Origin of the sequence: Collinsella sp. AF04-24 (assembly GCF_003465685.1) — a bacterium.
GTDB lineage: Bacteria > Actinomycetota > Coriobacteriia > Coriobacteriales > Coriobacteriaceae > Collinsella > Collinsella aerofaciens_AP.
Map to the genome: position 1 here is coordinate 1 of NZ_QSBK01000027.1, position 18,397 is coordinate 18,397.

Here is an 18,397-nt window from a genome sequence, read left to right on the forward strand (position 1 = left end):
GGTGGTTTAAAGCTGGCCGCTGCGCGGCCAGCAGACTAAAGTCTTGAAAAAAAGCGCCTCGCCCAAGACGGGCAAGGCGCCAATGGTCCAAATGCAACCGCAAGCGGTCGAATTAGTTTAACCCTACTCGAAGCTCAACTGCTCCAGGCGATCGAAGACCGTGTCGATACGGGTGAGGAAGTCCCACGGATCAAAGATCTCGTCGAGCTTCTCCTGGCTGACGGTGCAGCGCGGGTCGGCCTCGAGACGCTCCTTAAAGGTGGGGCCGGAGACGCAATCCTGTACCTCGTGCCAGGTTGCCATGGCGTTCTCCTGCACAATGGCGTACGCGTCCTCGCGGGTGATGCCCGTGTCGACGAGGGCCAGCAGGACCTTGGAGGAAAAAATGAGGCCGCGTGTCTTGTTAAGGTTGGCCATCATGCGAGCGGGATACAACTGCAGGCCGTCGATAACGCGGATGAGGCACTGGAACATGTGGTCGAGCGCGATGAAACTATCGGCCTGGGCGACGCGCTCGGCAGAGGAGTGCGAAATGTCACGCTCGTGCCACAGGGCGACGTTGTCGAAGGCGACCTGGGCGTTGGACTTTACGACGCGCGACAGGCCGCAGACCTTCTCCATGGTGATGGGGTTGCGCTTGTGCGGCATGGCGGAGCTGCCCTTTTGACCCTTGCGGAACGGCTCCTCGGCCTCGAGGGTATCGGTCTTCTGCAGATTGCGAACCTCGGTAGCGATGCGCTCGCAGGTGGCCGCCGTGGTGGCAAGGACACCGGCGAGATAGGCGTGATGGTCGCGGCTAATAACCTGCGTGGACAGCGGGTCGTGAACCAGGCCCAGGTGCTCGCAGACATACTCCTCGACAAACGGCTCGATGGAGCTGTAGGTGCCGACAGCGCCCGAGATGGCGCCGAAGGCAACATTCTTGCGGGCGTCCTCAAGACGATCCAGATCGCGCTTGAGCTCCCAGGCCCAAGAGCCAAACTTCATGCCGAAGGTCATCGGCTCGGCGTGGATGCCATGAGTGCGGCCGGCACAGAGCGTATTGCGCTCCTCAAAGGCTCGACGCTTGCAAATCTCGCCGAGCTTCTTGACGTCCTCGATGATCAAGTCGCAGGCCTGGGTGAGCTGGTAGCACAGAGCTGTGTCGCCCAGATCGGAGCTGGTCATGCCATAGTGAACCCAGCGGCTGGGCTTGGGGTCGCCCTCGGGCACATCGGCGTCGATGTACTCCTTCATGTTGGTAAGGAAGGCAATAACGTCGTGGCGCGTAACTTCCTCGATCTCGTCGACCTTTGCCTTCTCAAAGTTGGCGTGGTCGCGGATCCACTGGGCTTCGTCTTTAGAAATGCCGATCTTACCGAGCTCCGCCTGGGCCTCGCAGGCCAGAACCTCGATCTCCTGCCAAATGGCGTACTTGTTCTCGAGGGAGAAGATGTGTCCCATCTCCGGGCGGGTATAGCGATCGATCATAGCGGCTCCTTTTTGGTTATTGGCACGTTGGTCGTAACCCAACCATTGTACCGTGCGCAGGTGCAAGTATGGGCAGCAGGCATGAACCTAACATTTTGGAATTGGAGCGGGCATGGGGACATCCGCGTATTTGCTTCGCAAATACGCACCGGCTGCGGTCGCCTATCGGCGACCTTGCCTGCTCGCTATAAACGCTTCGCGTTTATTTAACGCTCGCACCCTGTCGGGTTCGAGTCCCGGCACTTTATTGAAAAAGGCACAGTAACGAAACGTTACCGTGCCTGAAATTCGAATGGAGCGGGCAACGGGACTCGAACCCGCGAGTGTCAGCTTGGGAAGCTGATGCCTTACCACTTGGCGATGCCCGCATATGTGGGGGATAGTATAACGCGGTTGTCTTGTTCGATACAAGGGTGGTGATGCTTGTTTTAGCTGTGGAGATTCGTTTGAAAATCGCGTCAATTGTGGAGATGAAGACCTTTGACCTCCTGTTCTCCCTATCTTCTACCTGCGCTTTTGCTTGATTGTTGTATTTGAGCTCAATTTGTCAGGAATTGGGCAAGCTTTTGGTCAGGCTCCGGTACTTACCCGCATGAACCTCGGGGGTAGCCTCATCCTACGCGTCGCAGCCTCCCCGTGCGGCGCACGAGGGATAAGGAGCAGCCATGTCCAACGCACCCACGCACTCTGTCCACAGCGCAATCGCAACAGGTCCGCTGCTCCTGCTCCTCTTCCTGCTGTTCGGCTGCCTGGCACCGGGAGCCGCATTTGCCGTCGATGGCTACGACCAGCTCGGCTTCCGTACTATTAGCGATGATTGTGGGCCCTTCTTCATCGGCAAGTATGAAGCTCAAGACGCCTCGATTGCCTACTGCATGAACCAGGAACGCCCCGGGCCCACCAAGCCGGGCGGTCCATGGCTCAACTTTGATCAAGGCTGGGTGTGGCTCGACGACGAGTTCGCGGCAATCGTTTGTCACGGATATCCTACCGCCACGTCGTTTGGCGGTTACCATCTTTCACCCGATCGCGCCCGCGCCGCCACCCAGCTTGCCGTATGGATGCTCAACGGCACTACCCATGTCGACGGCACCTACTCCTACACGACCGCTCAGAGCAAAACCAAGAGTGGGCACTTTACCGCCGACAATGAAGTCGTGGCGGCTGCGCGGTGGCTCCACGACAGCGCAAAATCAGGAAGCATCAAAGCCGCTCCGCACCGCGCGCGGCGCTATCTAGGAACCGTATCGGGCGGCAGCAGACGTCAAGACATGCTCTATGTACTGCCGGCGGTCTCTGTTTCCTTCCAAAAGCAGTCTGCAAACGCTGCCATTACCAGCGGAAACAATACTTATCAGTTTGACGGGGCAACATTCGATGTTTTTGAGAGCGCCAGCGGCGCGCGTGTCGGCACCGTCCAGATGGACAGCAACGGTCGAGCGCAGGCAACACTCCTACCCAACACGGCATACTACCTAGTTGAGACAACAGCGCCAGCTGGTTATATCCCCCGGCACGATCACATTGCCTTTACCACGACGGATAACGGCGGATACGTCACCATTGATGAACAACCCGGCACCATTACCTTGCGCATTGTAAAGCTCGACGCCGCAACGAATGCAGGCCCCCAAGTTGGGGCTTCGCTCGCAGGAGCAGAATTCGTGTGCGTATCGCAATCAACCCCTGGATGGACACAAACTCTCAGGACCGATGAAAGCGGTCGAGCTACCCTCACCGATGTCCCCCTGGGAACCTTTACCATCTATGAATCGAAGGCGCCCGAGGGCTACCTGCCATCCAACGACAGCTGGTCCTATACCGTTAGAGCCGACCAGCTCGGTGATTCAGGCGTGGTCGAGATCGAATCTCGCGTTTCCGATATCCCCATTGCATTTGACCTTGAAATTTCCAAATTCAAGGACTACGGCAATAGCGACCAATCCGGCTTGGAGCAGCCGGCGGGAGGTGTTGTCTTTGAGGTTGTGAGCAACAGCTCTCAGCAGGTTGTTGGCACACTGACCACAAACATCTATGGCTTTGCCTCCACCAAAGATCAGCCCGAAGCATGGTTTGGCGCAGGCAAGCGACCCGCCGGTGTCCACGGAGCCATCCCATACGACCGCGCCGGCTACACCGTTCGTGAGGTTCCGGAAACCGTCCCAGAGGGTTTTAAACGTGCAGGGGAATGGACCGTCGAGGCCAATCAGATTTCCAACGGCGCCGAGCTTCAATATATCGTGGACAACCACGCTCTGTCGACGCATCTCCAGATTGTAAAACGCGATGCCCAAACAGGCGCTTCTGTTCCCCTAGCCGGATTCACCTTCCAACTCCTCGACAGCAATCACAAACCTGTCTCACAAACTTGCTGGCATCCAGCACATAACGTAATGGACACCTTTACGACTGACGCGACCGGGACCGTCACACTGCCCGAATCGCTCGTGCCGGGCACCTATTATGTACGCGAAACCTCGGCCAAAGAGCCCTATCTTGTCGGCAAAGAGATCGAGGTAAACATACCCGCCGACATGAACCTAACGCCCGTTGTAATCGCCTCGTATTATGACCACGCCGCGACCGGAAACATCAGGATCGTTAAAACCGATGTCGTAGACGGCAGCAGCCTCGCGGGCGCCATCTTTGAGATCCGTGCCTCGGGTGATATCGTGCGCCCCGACGGTAGCATTGCCGCGCTCGACGGTGAGACTGTCGCTACCGTCACAACGGATGAAACTGGAGAAGCACGCGCGGACGACCTCCCGCTGGGATCTGGCACCGCACGCTACGAGGTTGTCGAGACTCAAGCGCCGGCAGGCTTCTTACTCGACCGGACGCCCCATATCGTAGACCTCGCTTATGCCGACCAGAAAACACCCGTTGTAGAAGCACGGCTTAACGTATCCGACAATTACACCAAGGTTGGTATCTCCAAGGTCGATGCAAGCGGAGAGCAGGAAGTGAAAGGCGCACAACTCACCTTATATGGTCCCGATAAAACCGAAATAGACTCCTGGACCTCATCCGACAAGCCGCACCGCGTCGAACATCTTGCACCCGGCACCTACTCGTTGCGCGAAATGATGTCTCCGCGGACCTATGACCTTGCCGAGGAGATAACGTTTGAAATAAAGGATACGGGAGAAGTCCAATCCGTCGCGATGAAGGATGCGCCCATCGAGATCAAAGGACAGGTCGACAAGCGTCAGGAGCTTGTCCAACCTATCGGGAAGGGTCTGCTGGCCAACGGCGATGGTAAAAATCGCGCCGCAACGCAAACCAATACGGACGGTCTTTTCTCCTATACCATCGACGCTCGAAACGATTCAGCTACCTGGGTTGATGAGTTCACAATTACCGATGATCTTGAGTGTGCCGAGGACGATACGGCGAGATTCGTCTCAATCGAAACCCCCGTCGCCATCGGCGACCTCAACGGTCTGTGCAACGTGTGGTATCGCACGACGCCGTTGGACTCGACAGACGTCGATGAGCCGGCAAACGCGACGCTTGACGATGGGCACGAAAATCCTTGGCTTGAGTCCGACGAAGTAAAAGAGAGTCTGGGTGAAGATTGCCGCCTCGTCGATTACGACGGCTGGCACCTCTGGAAGGCGGATGTCTCGACCACGGAATCCGCCACACTCGAGGCGAAAGAACTCGACCTTGCATCCAATACCGTCGTAACGGGCATTCGCATTGAATACGGTGCGGTAGCCGCCGACTTTACGACTCGAAGCGATACGGATTCTTGGACCCGCGATGATCTCAAAGATGAGCACGACGACCTTGACGATGCCAAAGCAATCCTTGGCACAGATGCTCGGGGCGCAGTCGTGAACATGCAGGCAACGTCGGCTTACACACCCCAAACTGCACTCACCAACAGCGCACGCGTCGATCTTTGCCGCAACGGCGGCGGCGATAAACTTGAGTCACATGACGAGGACCGTGTCATTCAACGCTGTACCCTACCGCAGGACCTACCGGCAACAGGATCAGCTCCCATCGCCGCTTGCATCACCGCGCTCCTGACCTCGGGTGCCGCAGCCCTATGGTTCGCTCGCCTTAGGTCAATCCCAAAGAAGCGCTAGCGCGATGAAAAGGCGGGGGAGCCAGTCCCCCGGCTCGCCCGCTTTCAATCATCTAAATCGCCGCATCTACTCTGCAGACGAAGATCCACCATCAACGATTGCCTGCTCGGACTCAGGGATCCCATCGGCGCCCGTGCTCTGTTCTTGCTCCACCTCTTCGCTGATTGCGGAGGCGGGGGTCGAGCCCTTCGCGCCCACGATGTAGGCAGCTCCAAACCCTAACGCAATGGCAATCAAGGTCAAAATCACGTAGACAGGCCAATGGCGCTTAATATACGAAAACACGTTGACTCCTTAGAGCTCCGTCTACGAACGGCGGATAACCTCGGTCACGACCTCGGATACCGTGGCAATGTTCGTCGGGTTGACATTGTGGGGCAGGTCGTCCTCGGTACGAGCACAAGCCAGGCGCGTGCCGTCCACGCCGGCGATGGTGAGGGCTCGGCGGCTCGCCTCGAGCGCGGCATAGGCATCGGTCTTGGCATAGGGCATCTCGAGCGCGCCACAATCGACATGGAACGACTTGCACACCTTGCTGACCAGGTTCATGATGCGGCGATCGCCCTTGAGCAGCTGCTGTTCGCCCTCAACCGTCACCACCGAAAGCCTACCGGCGCCGACGGATTCAAGATTGATGAAGAATACGCCGCGGAGCTTATCGCGATGCGAAGCCAAGAAGGCCTTCATACCGGCGCCATCACAATCCGAGGCGCCCGTTGCCACAAACCAGATATCGTGACCGAGCAGCTCATCGTCACCCATAGAGGCAACAGCCGAGAGCATATCTTCGGAAGAAGCGCCGTCGGAAGACGTAGCGCCGCCCTTCCAGCCATCGTTATCGTCCTCGAAATTATCCCACGAACCGATGCCGCGACCGGACTTCTTGGCATCGTAATCGTCTTCGACGCCCAGCCAGTCACTCATGCTGTCCTGTTCGTTTTTCTTTTTACGACCGAACAGGCCGCCCAGGCCGCGCTTGCGAGACTTGGGTGCCGCCGGGGCGGGAGCCGAAATGGTCTCGATCGGCTGTGCGCCCGACGCAACGGGCCTAGGAGGCGCAACGGGTGCCGATGTGGGTTCGGGACCCTGAGCGGTAGCAAAGGGGTCGTTGACCTGTGCGGAGGGGTCGGGAAGGTCGAACAGCGACGTGCGAGACGCAACGTTTGCCTGCTTCATCGACGGCAGCGACGGATCGGGGACCGAAGCTAGCGGAGACGAGGAAGGTGCAGGCGACGGAGCCGACGCCGGATCGGGAACATTCATCTGCGGACGTGGTGATGCCTGGGAGGAAATCTGGGCCATAAGGGAATCGACCGTTTCGTCCTGGGTGGGAGCGACATTGGCAACCGTGGCACCGGAACCACTCGGGGCCGGCATGGTGAAAATCTGCGTGGAGTAAGGCCTCAACTCATCTGTCTCGGGAGCCTCGGAAACCGCAGGCACTTCCTCCTGCTCGACCTCGGTCGAATCATCTTGCTCGGCTGCCGCGTATTGCTCTTCGTCACAGTTGGCCTCGACGGGCTCGTCCTCGGCGGCATCTTGGATTTCGGCAGCATCAATAGGCTCGTCATCGTCTGCCGCGTCGCCCTGCTCATCGGAAACAGGAAGGGGCTCGGCAATCGCGGTGCCTTGCTTTTCAAACGTTATCGTGGAATCGAACCGCGCGGCATCAAACGACATGGTGCTATCGACGTGCTGCTGAGCCTCGAAAGACGTCGTCGCCTCAACAACATCCGCGGACGCCGGTTGCTGGGACTCAAAGGACGTCGTAGCTTCGGCAGCGTCGACGGGCACGGACTGCATAGCCTCGTTCTGCTCGAACTCTTGCGCCGCGAGCTCACGTGCCGCCTCAGCTGCCTGCTGCTGAGCGATAGCTTCCTGCTCGGCAGCCTCGCGTGCAGCAGCGCGCTTCTCTTCGAAATCGTCGACAAATTTCTTGCTCTTTGCAAGCGCGCCCTTAAAGAAGTTGGAAGCACTGGCGCCAATCGAAGAGAACGCGGATGCAATATCGGCATGGGGCGTTGCCGCGGGAATCTCGGCCGAGAAATCAGTATCGCTCTCGTAAGACACGCGCCTCGGCTGTTCAACGTAATCGTCGTCAGACTCATCCGCAACGTCTTGCGCCGGCGCGGCGGGAGCCAAAATGTCCAGTCCTGCCGCGGGATCGATCGCGGACACCGCCTCGGACTCGGCAACGGCAGCGGTAACCGCGGCAGACTCATCATCCACGGTCACGACGGGGGCAGGCTCGGGCTCAAACGTCGGCTCCTCGCCCTCCTCGTAATCGAGCGTGCAGGACTCGGGAAGCATTCCGAGCGCACGGATGGCATCCGAACCAAAGCGGATGTTGCCGGCGGCATTGCGATAGAGCTTGGGCTCGGGCTCGGCCGCGACAGGCTCCTCCGCCGGCTCGGCAGCGGGAACCTCGTCATTGAACTCTTCGGCCTGGACAGCCTGATTCTGATCCTCGGGCACAATGGCGCCAATCAGCGTCTCGTCGGCAGACGCACCCTCAAAGCCCTCGATCTGCTCGTCGAAAGCCTCACCCTGTTCGGGCTCGGTCTGAGCGTCGGGAGCAGTCGGCTGACCGAACTCGTCCTCGGCGTAGGTAGGCTCTTCGTACTCGATGGTGTTGCCGTAGTCGTTTTGCTGCTGGGCCGCGGCATACTCCGCCGCTGCGCGCGCCATTTCTTCGGCACGACGCTTCTGCTCCCCAAAATAGGTATCGAACGGAACATCGTCGGGAAACTCGTTTTCGCCCTGGAAGGGAGCAACGTTGTCCATGACGCCGAGCATGGCGGCGACAGAAGACTTGTTGCACACCGCGCCGGACGTATAGGGAAGAATGTGGCGGTTAGAGATGATGTTTGCCGCGTTGGCAAGTGCAACGAGGGAAGCGAGGATCGCGACAATCCACAGCAGAACCTTGAGCGCGCCGGGGAGCGGCAGGATACGCAGGATGGCAACGGCAGCGGGGGCAACCGTGGCAACGGGCAACAGCTTGGCGATGAGCGCACGATACGAAGCATAAGGCTCGCGGGCGAGCAGCTCAGCGCGGGGAGAGTCGTAGTGTGCGACAACGACCACCGGGCGGTTGCGCGGAGACGCAAGCGGGCCCGAGGCCTTGTGGTAGGCGATGACATTTTGGCTCACGCCCGTCTTGCCCAGGCGCGAAACCACGGGGTGGCCCGTGCGCTCGAGCACGTAGAGCACGGCACCGACAATGGCCAGCAAGGTGCCGACCAAGCCGATACCGCCGCCGATGCCCATCAGCAGGGCGCCGGCAAACGCAAGGATGCCGGTAACGGCAAATGCCAATCTACTGGGCGCCGGGGCATTGAACTCCTGAACCTCGGGATCAAAGCCGTGGTTGCGGAAGATCTGAGCGATATCCTCGGCAGCCAAGCGCTCTTCTTCGCTGCATGCCGGCGTAATGCCGGTGTTCTGCAGCAGGTGGTTAATATAGTTCTGGGTGTTCGCCATGTGCGCTCCACATCCATAATCCGACAAATAGGCCCAATGCTTGCACATTAGAACCGTATATAGTCGAAAGTATACCCCGAGCGAGCGCAAACGACCGAATTCGGGCCATCTTAACGCCCCGAGCGGACAAGGATATAGCCTAATCTCCATATCGGACTAAAATCATGGCAGCAAACCACCTTCTCATGCGAGGACTCTATGACGGCAAGCGACGCGACCGCGACAATTAAAAAGGGAAATTCGGAGCCAAGTTTCGATAAAACGGCTCAGCGTATCCTCAATCTTTTCTTTGTGCTCAACAGCTCCCCCGAACCGCTGACGACCGAGCAGATCGTCTTGGATTCTGACCTGGGATATGGCTCGGGCAACATTGACTCGGACAAGCGCAAGTTTCGGCGCGATCGTGACAAACTGCTCGAGCGTGGCATCTTAATCAAGGAGGTTCGCCCCGCCGGTGCGCAGGAGACCGAGGAAAGCTCGTGGACAATCGACCGCGAGCACACGTTTGCTGCAGGCGGCCTCATCACCGCAGACGACGCCGATATCCTGCTCAACGCCATCGACCAGACGCTAGCGGCCGGCTCTTCCACCTTTGCCGCGCCGCTTGCCGATATTCGCTCCAAAATTGCCTACCTCACCGGCATATCGGCGGCGGACGAAGCACCGATCCGCCGCTCTCCCACCGTCGATGCGGTATGGAGCGCCTTTGCCGAGCGATGCGCGCTGCGATTTTTATATCAGAACGGACGCGGCGAGCAGAAAGAGCGTACCGTCTGCGTCTACGGCATGTTCGAGCGCGAGGGCGTGGCGTACTTCTGCGGCCTCGACAATGTCACCGACGACATCAGGACATTCCGCTGCGACCGTATCGTTCGCGCTTGGCGTCCTTCGAAAGCCTACGCCATCCCTGCGGACTTCAATCTCAACGACTATCTGTTCTTTGAATTCGATTTTGCCGACCGACCGCCCGTTGCAGCTACGTTCTCGTTCGCCCCTCAGACGCAGATCGATATGATCAACGGTCTCACGCGCGGGCGAGGCGAGCTCGCACACACCGATTCGGGATGGACTTGGACCGTTGACGTGCGCAATCTTGAAGCCGCCGCCTCATTTTGCATGGCCCACGCCATGGACGGCATGAGACCCGTGGCCCCCAAATCGCTCAAACAGGCGTGGAACCACCTCATCGAAAGGACGGAGCACGAGTATGCCCGTGCGTAAACTCACCAGCGAGCAGAGGCTCTCGCGCGCCATCGACATCATGGAGGCCCTCTACGCCGCCGGCGAGAGCGGCATGACACGAACCGAGATTTGCAGTCGCTTTGACATCACGGGGGTGTCGCTCGACGAGATTCTCGAGATCGTCTCGACGCTCGCGGACCGAGAATCGGGTGCGCGCATCATCTGCGAATGCCACGGCGAGCGTGTGGTCCTCACCGGTGACGCCGGGCGTGTGCTACCGCTGCGCCTGAGTGCCGCCGAGGGCGCTGTGCTCAACCATGAACTTGAATCGTTGGGGATCGAGCCCCAGGCGGCAGCTCGGATTCGACATGCTCTTCTACCCGAAGAGCTCGGCTATAACCAGCGCGTCTTTGACACCGTCAACCACGGGTCGCACTGGCAGCAGCTGAGCTGCGCCATTCAGGACGGCGTTCGCTGCCGCATCTCGTATCGCTCGATGGACGATGCACGGCCACGCGAGCGTTTGGTCGACCCCTTGCGCATTACGGCAAACGGCGACCAAACATATCTGATTGCCTGGGACATCGCGGTCGATGAGCAGCGCACCTATCGCATGGATAAAATCGAGGGACTCACCTTGACGGAAGACTCCGTCGTGCCTCACGCACCGGACGTTGCATCCCTCCACGATTCCCTTGCCCGGACGCAGCGTAGCGCAAAGCTCTTGATGCCACTCGATATGGCGGAGCACCTGGACTGGGCCGGCATCACCCTCATCGAGCGCAGCGGGGCAGACAAGGCAACGGTAACTGTGCATTACGGCTCCGAGCGTTGGCTACTGAGCCAGATAATCGCAGCGGGCGGAGCCATCCGCATCTTGGATGACCCCGCCTTGTCAAAGCGTCTGTGCGAAATGGCAAAAACCCTCGTCTGTCCGCTTTAGCGCCGCCGCTCGTGGCGTGCGCGCCACACTTGCAGATAGTGACCGATCTGCGCCGATTCGATGCGCTGATAGGAGCTCGTGGGCAGCGACGTTAAGAACTTCTTTCCGTAGCCCTTCGTCACCAGGCGCGGGTCGGCCAGAATCAGCACGCCGCAATCGGTCGACGAGCGGATAAGGCGGCCGGCCGCCTGCTTGACCTCGAGCACCGCCTCGGGCAGCGAATAGCGCGCCCAAGCGCGGTCTTCGCGCAGGTTGCGCTCGCACGAGAGCGGGTCCGTGGGGCTCGAGAACGGCAGCTTGGGAATGATGACGCAACGCAGCGTCTCGCCGCTGGCGTCAAACCCCTCCCAGAAGGCCTTAAGCGCAAAAAGCGACGAGGTCGGCTCGTTGATAAACCGGTCGCGCAGGCGACGAGGAGATGAGTTGCGCTGCTGGCAGTTGAGCTCCAGACCCGCACGGGCCATCTTGGGCTCAACGCGGGCGTACAGGTCTTCCATGTCGCGCCGATTGGTGAACAGCGTGAGCACCGATCCGCCCATGGCAAGATGGGCGTCGACCAGCACGCGCTCGAGCGCCGTAAGATAGCTTTCACGATCGCGCGGATCGGGGATATCGCCTGCAACGACTACAGCCATGTTCGAATCGAAATCGTAGCTCGAGTCCAAGTGCAGCGATGAGGATGTTGAAGCACCGATGCGATCGAGGCCGACCGCGTGGTTAAAGTGTTCAAAGCTTTTGGACACCGTCATGGTCGCCGAGGCAAAGATAGCCGTGTGAACCTCGGGCAGCCACTCAGTTGCCAAGGCCTCGCCAATGTCGATGCGCTCTGCGGTCATTGACTCTCCGCCGGCACGCAACCTGCGATTAACCTGCAGCGAATACACGTAGTGTTCATCGGTGCCATCAATGATGAGTTTGAGGTTCTCGGCCAGCTCGTGCAGGCGGCGCGAAATATCACCCAGGTCGACAACAACCTCGGGCTTGTCGGCGGCGACGGCTTGTACCAGCGCGTCGACGCTCTTGTCAGCTTGTTCCAATGCGTCGATGGCAGTGTAGGCCGACTGCAAGAAATCATGCCAGTCGTCAGATTCGCGCAGCTCGGGGCCGATCCATAGGTTCGCATTGTCATAGCCCCCGCGGGCACGGCGGCCAAGCTCGCGAACGCCGTCAAACACATCGGCAATCGCCATGCTCGCACGTACAACCGTCGACGTCGCCTTGGCGGTAAGACCCAGGTAGAGCGTAGAGCCCTCCGAGGTTGCCAAATCGCGGGAAACCTGGCTCAGCGCACCGGTGCTCGAGCCGCCCAGGCGCTCAAACAGAACGCGCGATTCATCCGCCGACACCACGCGCGCCCATTGACGGCGTGCTTCGCGCTCGATGGAGTGGGCCTCATCGATCACCCAGTGACGAATCGGAGGCAAGATTCTGCCCTCGGCCGCAACATTGCGGAACAACAGGGAATGGTTGGTGACCACCACATCGGCATGCGCCGCGCGGCGGCGGGCGCCGTGGACCAGGCATTTATCGGGGAAAAACGGGCATAGGCGACGGGCGCACTCGCGCGACGCCGTCGTAAAGTCGGGACGGTTGACGCTGCGCCAGCGAATGCCAAGCGAGTCGAGGTCGCCATCGGCTGATTGGCAGACGTACGCCATGATGACCGCGACTGCCGTAAGCGTATCGGCAGGATCACGCTTAGTCGTAATTTCGACTTGACCGCGGCTCATGCGCTCAAGCTTGCGCAAGCATGGATAGTGGTCATAGCCCTTGAGGGCGCAAAACGATAGGCCTCCGTCCAGCTGCTCGGCAAGTTTGGGCAGCTCATGATACATGAGCTGGTCGGCGAGATTATTCGATTTAGTCGCGATACCAACCGTGATATTGTTGCGGCGCGCAGCCTCGGCAAACGGCACCAGATAGGCCATCGATTTGCCGACGCCCGTCCCCGCCTCAATCACGCGATGCGTTCCCGTAACGAGTGCGTCACGGACCTCGAGCGCCATCGCGATCTGCTCATCGCGCGGCTCGTACGTGGGATACATGCGATTAACCAGACCGTCCGGGGCATAGTCCGCCTCGATTTCCTCGCGGCTCGGCATCTTAAGGACCGGCAGCTCGTCCGCATCAACGCGATCATCGGCCCGATCGGCCTTGAGTACGTCGGCGCGGGCGGCGCTGAGAGAGAAGATGGAACCGGGGTTCTGTCCCGCCAAGAACGAGAAGATGGGACGATAGGACCAGGGCACGTCGGGGTGCATGTCGGCCAGGCGCGCCATTAAGCCCTGAGGCAAGTCGGTGAGCGCCACGAGCAGCACGCGCCACACACCACACAGGGCGTCGACATCGGCGTTGGCGCGGTGCGACACCGAGTCGCAGCCAAACAGGTCGGCCATGAAAGACAGCTTATGCGAGGCCAGGCGCGGAAGCGCGATGCGCGACAGTGCCAGCGAATCGATCCAGATGTCGCTGACGTTGACACCGCCCTTGACCGACTCGATAAACGAACGGTCGAAGGTGGCGTTATGCGCAATCACCGGGCAGCCGCCGACAAAATCGGCGAGAGCGGCCACGGCCTCGACGGCCGATGGGGCATCCACCACATCGGCGTTTGTAATGCTCGTGAGTTCGGTAATCTCGGCGGGAATCAGCTGCTTGGGATGCACGAAGGTATCGAAGCGGTCGATGATCTCGCGGCCCGAAAGACGGGCCGCGGAAATCTCAATTAGCTCGTTGTCCTGCACCGAAAGACCCGTGGTCTCGGTATCGAGGACGATAACATCTTCCTCGATGAGACCAAACGATTGGGTTTTGGCGCGCTCGGCAAGCGTGGCATAGGAATCGATGACAAACTGCGGCGTTCCCGACGAAACAGCGTCCTCGATTAGCATGCAACGCCCGCTCGACGAAGTCCCATACGAATCAGACTGTCACAGACCTGCGGGAACGTCATGTCATCGGTGTGGCGGATTTCATCCGGATACAGCGACGTATCGGTCATGCCGGGAATGGTATTGGTCTCGAGGATAACGGGGCCGTCCTCGCTCACGATAAAGTCGCTGCGCGAGATGCCCAGGCAGCCGAGTGCCTTATGGGCAGCACAGGCGAGCTCCTGAGCACGAGCGTAGTTCTCGGGCGAAATCTGTGCCGGAATGCGATGGATATCCGTGGGGTCGACATACTTCACGTCCAGATCGTAGAACTCGCAGTCCTCGGGCTTACGGATTTCAACAATCGGCAGGGCGCGCACGTCATCCTCGCCGTATACGCCGACGGTGATCTCGGTACCCTCGATGCACTTCTCGACCAGCACTTTGTCGCCGTACTCAAACGCCTTGGCGATTGCCGCGGGCAGCTCGGAGGGCTCATGGACCAGGGAAATGCCATAGCTGGAACCGTTTACGGCCGGCTTCACAAAGCAGCGCTCGCCACAAACCTCGACGATATGATCGATATCGACTTCATCGCCTACCTCGAGCGCAAGGCCGGGGGCAATGGGAATGCCCGCCTTGGCGTACAGGAGCTTAGAGACCTCCTTGTCGGCACCGCAAGCGCTGGCAAGCACGCCCGAGGCCGTGTAGGGGATACCCAAGGTCTCCATGGCACCCTGCATGGCACCATCCTCACCGCCGGCGCCGTGCATGGCGATAAACGCCACGTCGAAACCACCGGTCGCCATGGTCACCATAAAATCATCGGCAGCCGTGTCGAGCAGCTCCACCGAAGTGTAGCCGGCCTCCTTCAGGGCCACCACGACGTTCTTTCCCGAATTGAGCGAGATCTCGCGCTCAGCGGAATGACCGCCCGCCAAGACCACTACGTGCATGTTCTCTAGGCTTTTACCCGGCATGGGCAGACTCCTCCTCTATAATTTCTGCAGCTGATACCATATTGTAGCGATACCCTCTACGTTTCCCCAAAATCGAAAGGCTTCCATGAATCCCAGGACTAAATCTCAGGACATTCGCGACTTGAGCCAAAACGATATTCGCGAGCTTGTGGCCGAACTTGGCCAGCCCGCCTTCCGCGCAAAGCAGCTCATCGAATGGGTCTTTGAGAAGAACGTTTGTTCGTTTGACGATATGACCAACCTTCCCAAGGCTTTCCGCGAGCAGCTTAAAGGCGCTTTTGCCTTTGACACGCCGACTGAACTCACCAAGCAGGTTTCCAAAGATGGCTCTCGCAAGTATCTGCTCGAGTACCACGACGGCATTTCCGTCGAGACTGTCGGTATGCCCCGTCGTAACAAGCTTTCCGTCTGCGTTTCCACCCAGGCAGGCTGTGGCATGGGCTGCGCCTTTTGCGCTACCGGTCTCAACGGCCTCAAGCGCTCTCTGACCGCTCAAGAGATCGTCGACCAGGTACTTCATGTATCCAACGACTTTGGCGAGCGTGCCACGAGCGTTGTCTTCATGGGCCAGGGCGAGCCGTTCGCCAACTACGACGAGGTTCTCAAGGCACTGCGTATCCTCAACGACCCCGATGGCATCGGTATCGGCGCCCGTCACCTCACCGTCTCTACCAGCGGCGTTATTCCCGGTATTCGCAAATTTGCCGACATCCCCGAGCAGTTCACGCTTGCCGTTTCCCTGCATTCCGCCATCCAGTCGACGCGCAATAAGCTCATGCCCGGTGTTAAAAAGTACACGCTGCTCCGCCTTCACGAAGCGCTTCAGCTCTACACCGAAAAGACTAGCCGCCGCCCGACCTATGAGTATGCCATGATCGAAGGCGTCAACGATACGAATCCCGAGATGCAGGCGCTCTGCGACTTCTGCGAGGGAACGCTGTGCCACGTTAACCTAATTCAGCTTAACGATATCGAGGGCAGCCCGCTCAAGCCGTCGCCGATTCATAAGGTTGAGGATCTTCAGCGTCGCCTTGAGTCTCGTGGCATCGAGACCACGATCCGTAATTCTCGCGGCAATGATATCGATGCCGCCTGCGGTCAGCTAAAGCAACGTTTCAAGGTCCAGAAGAACGCGTAGGGGAGTCTGCGCCCCATAACGTTTCATGTGAAACATCGAACAGCCTCGGTTGCAGATAATGCAACCGGGGGTGTTTCATTTGTTTTCATGCTACTGAATTTGATTTACGTAAGCTTAGTTTTAGCAAAAATAAGGGGTCCTTGTCTCATGAATCAGACAAGGACCCCTTCAAAACAGGTAAGTAATTGTTAGGTACCTAATAGCCAACATTTTCCCACTGATGGTTAACCCAGTCTTGGTTAATCTTGGGATTCTTAGTCACCTGAGCAGTACGCATAGCGACATCTTCGGTCATGACATCCATTTTCTTCTTAGATGTATCGACGATATCCTGAGCGCCGCGCAGCAGTCGACCGCGCAGTTCTTCATCTGTCGAAATCATATAACCCGCAAAAGCACCAGCGGCGACGGTGGTTGCAAACGCAATGACCGCGAGAACCTTACTTTTCATCCTGATCCTCCTGACCAAATTGAATCATCTCGCCAAGGATACGGGAAAGCTCTTCTTCGTCTTTGAACTCGATTTCAATTTTGTTCTTGCCACGCGAGCTCTTCACACGAACATTCGTGTTGAAAACTTGACGAAGGACTCGAGCGGCCTTTTTGAATGACTGAGGTGTTGCGGGCCTCGGAGTCCTTGGCGTCTCTCCGGCAGAAAACAACGGAGCAAGATTTTCTGTCGCTCTAACGGAAAGTCCTTCTGCAACAACCTTCTCAGCAAGTCGAATCCTGGCATCTTCATATGGAACTGCAAGAATCGCTCTCGCATGGCCCGCAGTAAGCTTGCCCTCGAAAATCATCTGCTGTACAACTTCTGGAAGATCTAGCAAACGTAGTGAATTAGTGATTGCGGAACGAGACTTACTGACAGCCTTTGATAACGCCTCTTGTGTCATACCACTGGCATCAATGAGCTGACGATAACCCTTCGCCTCTTCGACGGGATTCAAATCAGAACGTTGAAGATTCTCGATAAGAGCAAGAGCGAGCATTTCCTCATCATTAACTTCTTTAATGATGACAGGCAGTTCCTCAAGACCAGCAAGCTTTGACGCCTGGTAACGACGCTCGCCCGCAATAATCTCATAGCCATTTCCATGCTTACGAACCAAGAGCGGCTGCAAAACGCCATGTTCCTGAATCGACTCGCTCAACTCTCGAAGTTCAGTTTCGTTAAAGTGAATTCGCGGCTGATTAGGGTTGGGAACGATATCCTCAATAGCCAGTTTAGTTTCAGATGCGGCATTTGAAGCCGATGCAGCCGAACCACCGGTCTCATACTCGGCCTCTGAGACCAAAGCATTCAGCCCACGTCCCAATCCTCCACGTTTCTTTGCACTAGGCACGCTTGATCACCTCTTTTGCAAGGTTCATATACGCTTTTGCACCCTTATTTTGAGGTGCATAGGTAATTACCGGTTCTCCAAAAGACGGAGCTTCGGAGATTTTAACCGTACGAGGGATCAGCGTCTTAAACGCCTTATCACCAAAGTACGACTGAACCTCCTCAACAACCTGATTCGACAGAGAAGTACGCGAGTCATACATGGTCATAAGCACGCCATAGGTGTCTAAACCCTTGTTCAGACGTGATTTGACCATCTTCATTGACTCAAGTAGCTTCGTAACTCCCTCGAGTGCGTAATACTCGCACTGGATTGGAATCAAAACGCTGTCTGCTGCGGTCAAAGCGTTGATAGTAAGCAAGCCGAGCGAAGGAGGACAGTCGATAAAAATAAAATCGAACTCGTCCTGAATCGGCTCAAGCAAATCTTTAAGGCGGGTTTCACGAGCAATTGCGCTTACGAGCTCAATTTCGGCACCTGCGAGCTGAATTGTAGCCGGAATGACGAATACCTTTTTGCAATTTGTATCAAGAACAAGCGATTCTGCCGGCACATCATTCAACAATGCATCATAGATGCATTGATCAAGGTCTTCCTTTTCAATTCCAAATCCACTGGTGCTGTTTCCTTGCGGATCAAAATCGACAATCAGTGTCTTACGACCCTGTTCACCCAGTGCTGCTGCAAGGTTTACAGCCGTCGTTGACTTACCAACGCCGCCTTTTTGATTGATAATTGCAATAATACGCGTGTCTTTTGCGCTCTTCAAACGCTTAACGTCGCGAAATCCCACGGTCCCTCCTGGTGTGTATTAAAGCTGTCAAACGGAGGATGTTTCACGTGAAACATTCCGATTCGATATCAACCGCCATGTTTCACGTGAAACAC

Annotated in this window: 12 protein-coding genes and 1 tRNA gene; 4 read left to right on the forward strand and 9 right to left on the reverse strand. The window is 57.8% G+C overall.

Annotated features, from left to right (window positions below):
• Nucleotides 1-123 precede the first annotated feature (123 nt).
• Both purB and DWV32_RS09330 read right to left on the reverse strand, forming a co-directional pair.
• Nucleotides 124-1,470: an adenylosuccinate lyase gene (gene purB, locus DWV32_RS09325; RefSeq protein WP_055251306.1), complete on the reverse strand. Its 1,347-nt coding sequence runs from the start codon at nt 1,468-1,470 to the stop codon at nt 124-126.
• Nucleotides 1,471-1,763: 293 nt separating this feature from the next.
• A tRNA-Gly gene (locus DWV32_RS09330) sits at nt 1,764-1,838 on the reverse strand.
• A 297-nt stretch (nt 1,839-2,135) separates the two neighbouring features.
• Between DWV32_RS09330 and DWV32_RS09335 the strand changes: the two genes are divergently transcribed.
• Nucleotides 2,136-5,567, forward strand: a complete 3,432-nt coding sequence (locus DWV32_RS09335) for a SpaA isopeptide-forming pilin-related protein (RefSeq protein WP_117757966.1) — start codon at nt 2,136-2,138, stop codon at nt 5,565-5,567.
• A 66-nt stretch (nt 5,568-5,633) separates the two neighbouring features.
• Here DWV32_RS09335 and DWV32_RS09340 read toward each other — a convergent pair whose 3' ends face one another.
• Both DWV32_RS09340 and DWV32_RS09345 read right to left on the reverse strand, forming a co-directional pair.
• Nucleotides 5,634-5,852: a hypothetical protein gene (locus DWV32_RS09340; protein ID WP_022094153.1), complete on the reverse strand. Its 219-nt coding sequence runs from the start codon at nt 5,850-5,852 to the stop codon at nt 5,634-5,636.
• A gap of 21 nt (nt 5,853-5,873) precedes the next feature.
• Nucleotides 5,874-9,050: a hypothetical protein gene (locus DWV32_RS09345; protein WP_117757967.1), complete on the reverse strand. Its 3,177-nt coding sequence runs from the start codon at nt 9,048-9,050 to the stop codon at nt 5,874-5,876.
• Between the two features lie 198 nt (nt 9,051-9,248).
• Between DWV32_RS09345 and DWV32_RS09350 the strand changes: the two genes are divergently transcribed.
• Both DWV32_RS09350 and DWV32_RS09355 read left to right on the forward strand, forming a co-directional pair.
• Entirely contained in the window at nt 9,249-10,271 is a 1,023-nt protein-coding gene (locus DWV32_RS09350) for a YafY family protein (protein ID WP_117757968.1), read from the forward strand.
• Nucleotides 10,258-11,175 carry a YafY family protein gene (locus DWV32_RS09355; protein WP_117757969.1) on the forward strand — a complete coding sequence of 306 codons (918 nt, stop codon included), beginning with the start codon at nt 10,258-10,260 and terminating at the stop codon, nt 11,173-11,175. Before DWV32_RS09350 ends, DWV32_RS09355 begins: the two co-directional genes overlap by 14 nt.
• Here the strand turns inward: DWV32_RS09355 and DWV32_RS09360 are convergent.
• Both DWV32_RS09360 and DWV32_RS09365 read right to left on the reverse strand, forming a co-directional pair.
• Complete coding sequence (locus DWV32_RS09360; protein WP_117757970.1) at nt 11,172-14,066, reverse strand: helicase C-terminal domain-containing protein; 2,895 nt, start codon at nt 14,064-14,066, stop codon at nt 11,172-11,174. The genes DWV32_RS09355 and DWV32_RS09360 overlap by 4 nt on opposite strands.
• Nucleotides 14,060-15,025, reverse strand: coding sequence for a D-alanine--D-alanine ligase (locus DWV32_RS09365; RefSeq protein WP_117757971.1), 966 nt, complete (start codon nt 15,023-15,025; stop codon nt 14,060-14,062). Before DWV32_RS09365 ends, DWV32_RS09360 begins: the two co-directional genes overlap by 7 nt.
• A gap of 85 nt (nt 15,026-15,110) precedes the next feature.
• On the opposite strand from DWV32_RS09365, the gene rlmN reads away from it, so the two are divergent.
• Nucleotides 15,111-16,163: a 23S rRNA (adenine(2503)-C(2))-methyltransferase RlmN gene (gene rlmN / locus DWV32_RS09370; protein WP_117757972.1), complete on the forward strand. Its 1,053-nt coding sequence runs from the start codon at nt 15,111-15,113 to the stop codon at nt 16,161-16,163.
• A 196-nt stretch (nt 16,164-16,359) separates the two neighbouring features.
• Here the strand turns inward: rlmN and DWV32_RS09375 are convergent, their stop codons facing one another.
• The 3 genes from DWV32_RS09375 to DWV32_RS09385 are packed head-to-tail and all read right to left on the reverse strand — an operon-like array spanning nt 16,360 to nt 18,302.
• A complete protein-coding gene (locus DWV32_RS09375; RefSeq protein ID WP_117757973.1) occupies nt 16,360-16,614 on the reverse strand; it encodes a hypothetical protein in 255 nt (84 codons plus the stop codon).
• Nucleotides 16,604-17,509 (reverse strand): ParB/RepB/Spo0J family partition protein, encoded by a 906-nt coding sequence (locus DWV32_RS09380; RefSeq protein WP_187361860.1) that lies wholly within the window; start codon nt 17,507-17,509, stop codon nt 16,604-16,606. The genes DWV32_RS09375 and DWV32_RS09380 overlap by 11 nt, the downstream gene beginning before the upstream one ends.
• Entirely contained in the window at nt 17,502-18,302 is an 801-nt protein-coding gene (locus DWV32_RS09385) for a ParA family protein (protein WP_117757974.1), read from the reverse strand. Before DWV32_RS09385 ends, DWV32_RS09380 begins: the two co-directional genes overlap by 8 nt.
• Nucleotides 18,303-18,397 lie beyond the last annotated feature (95 nt).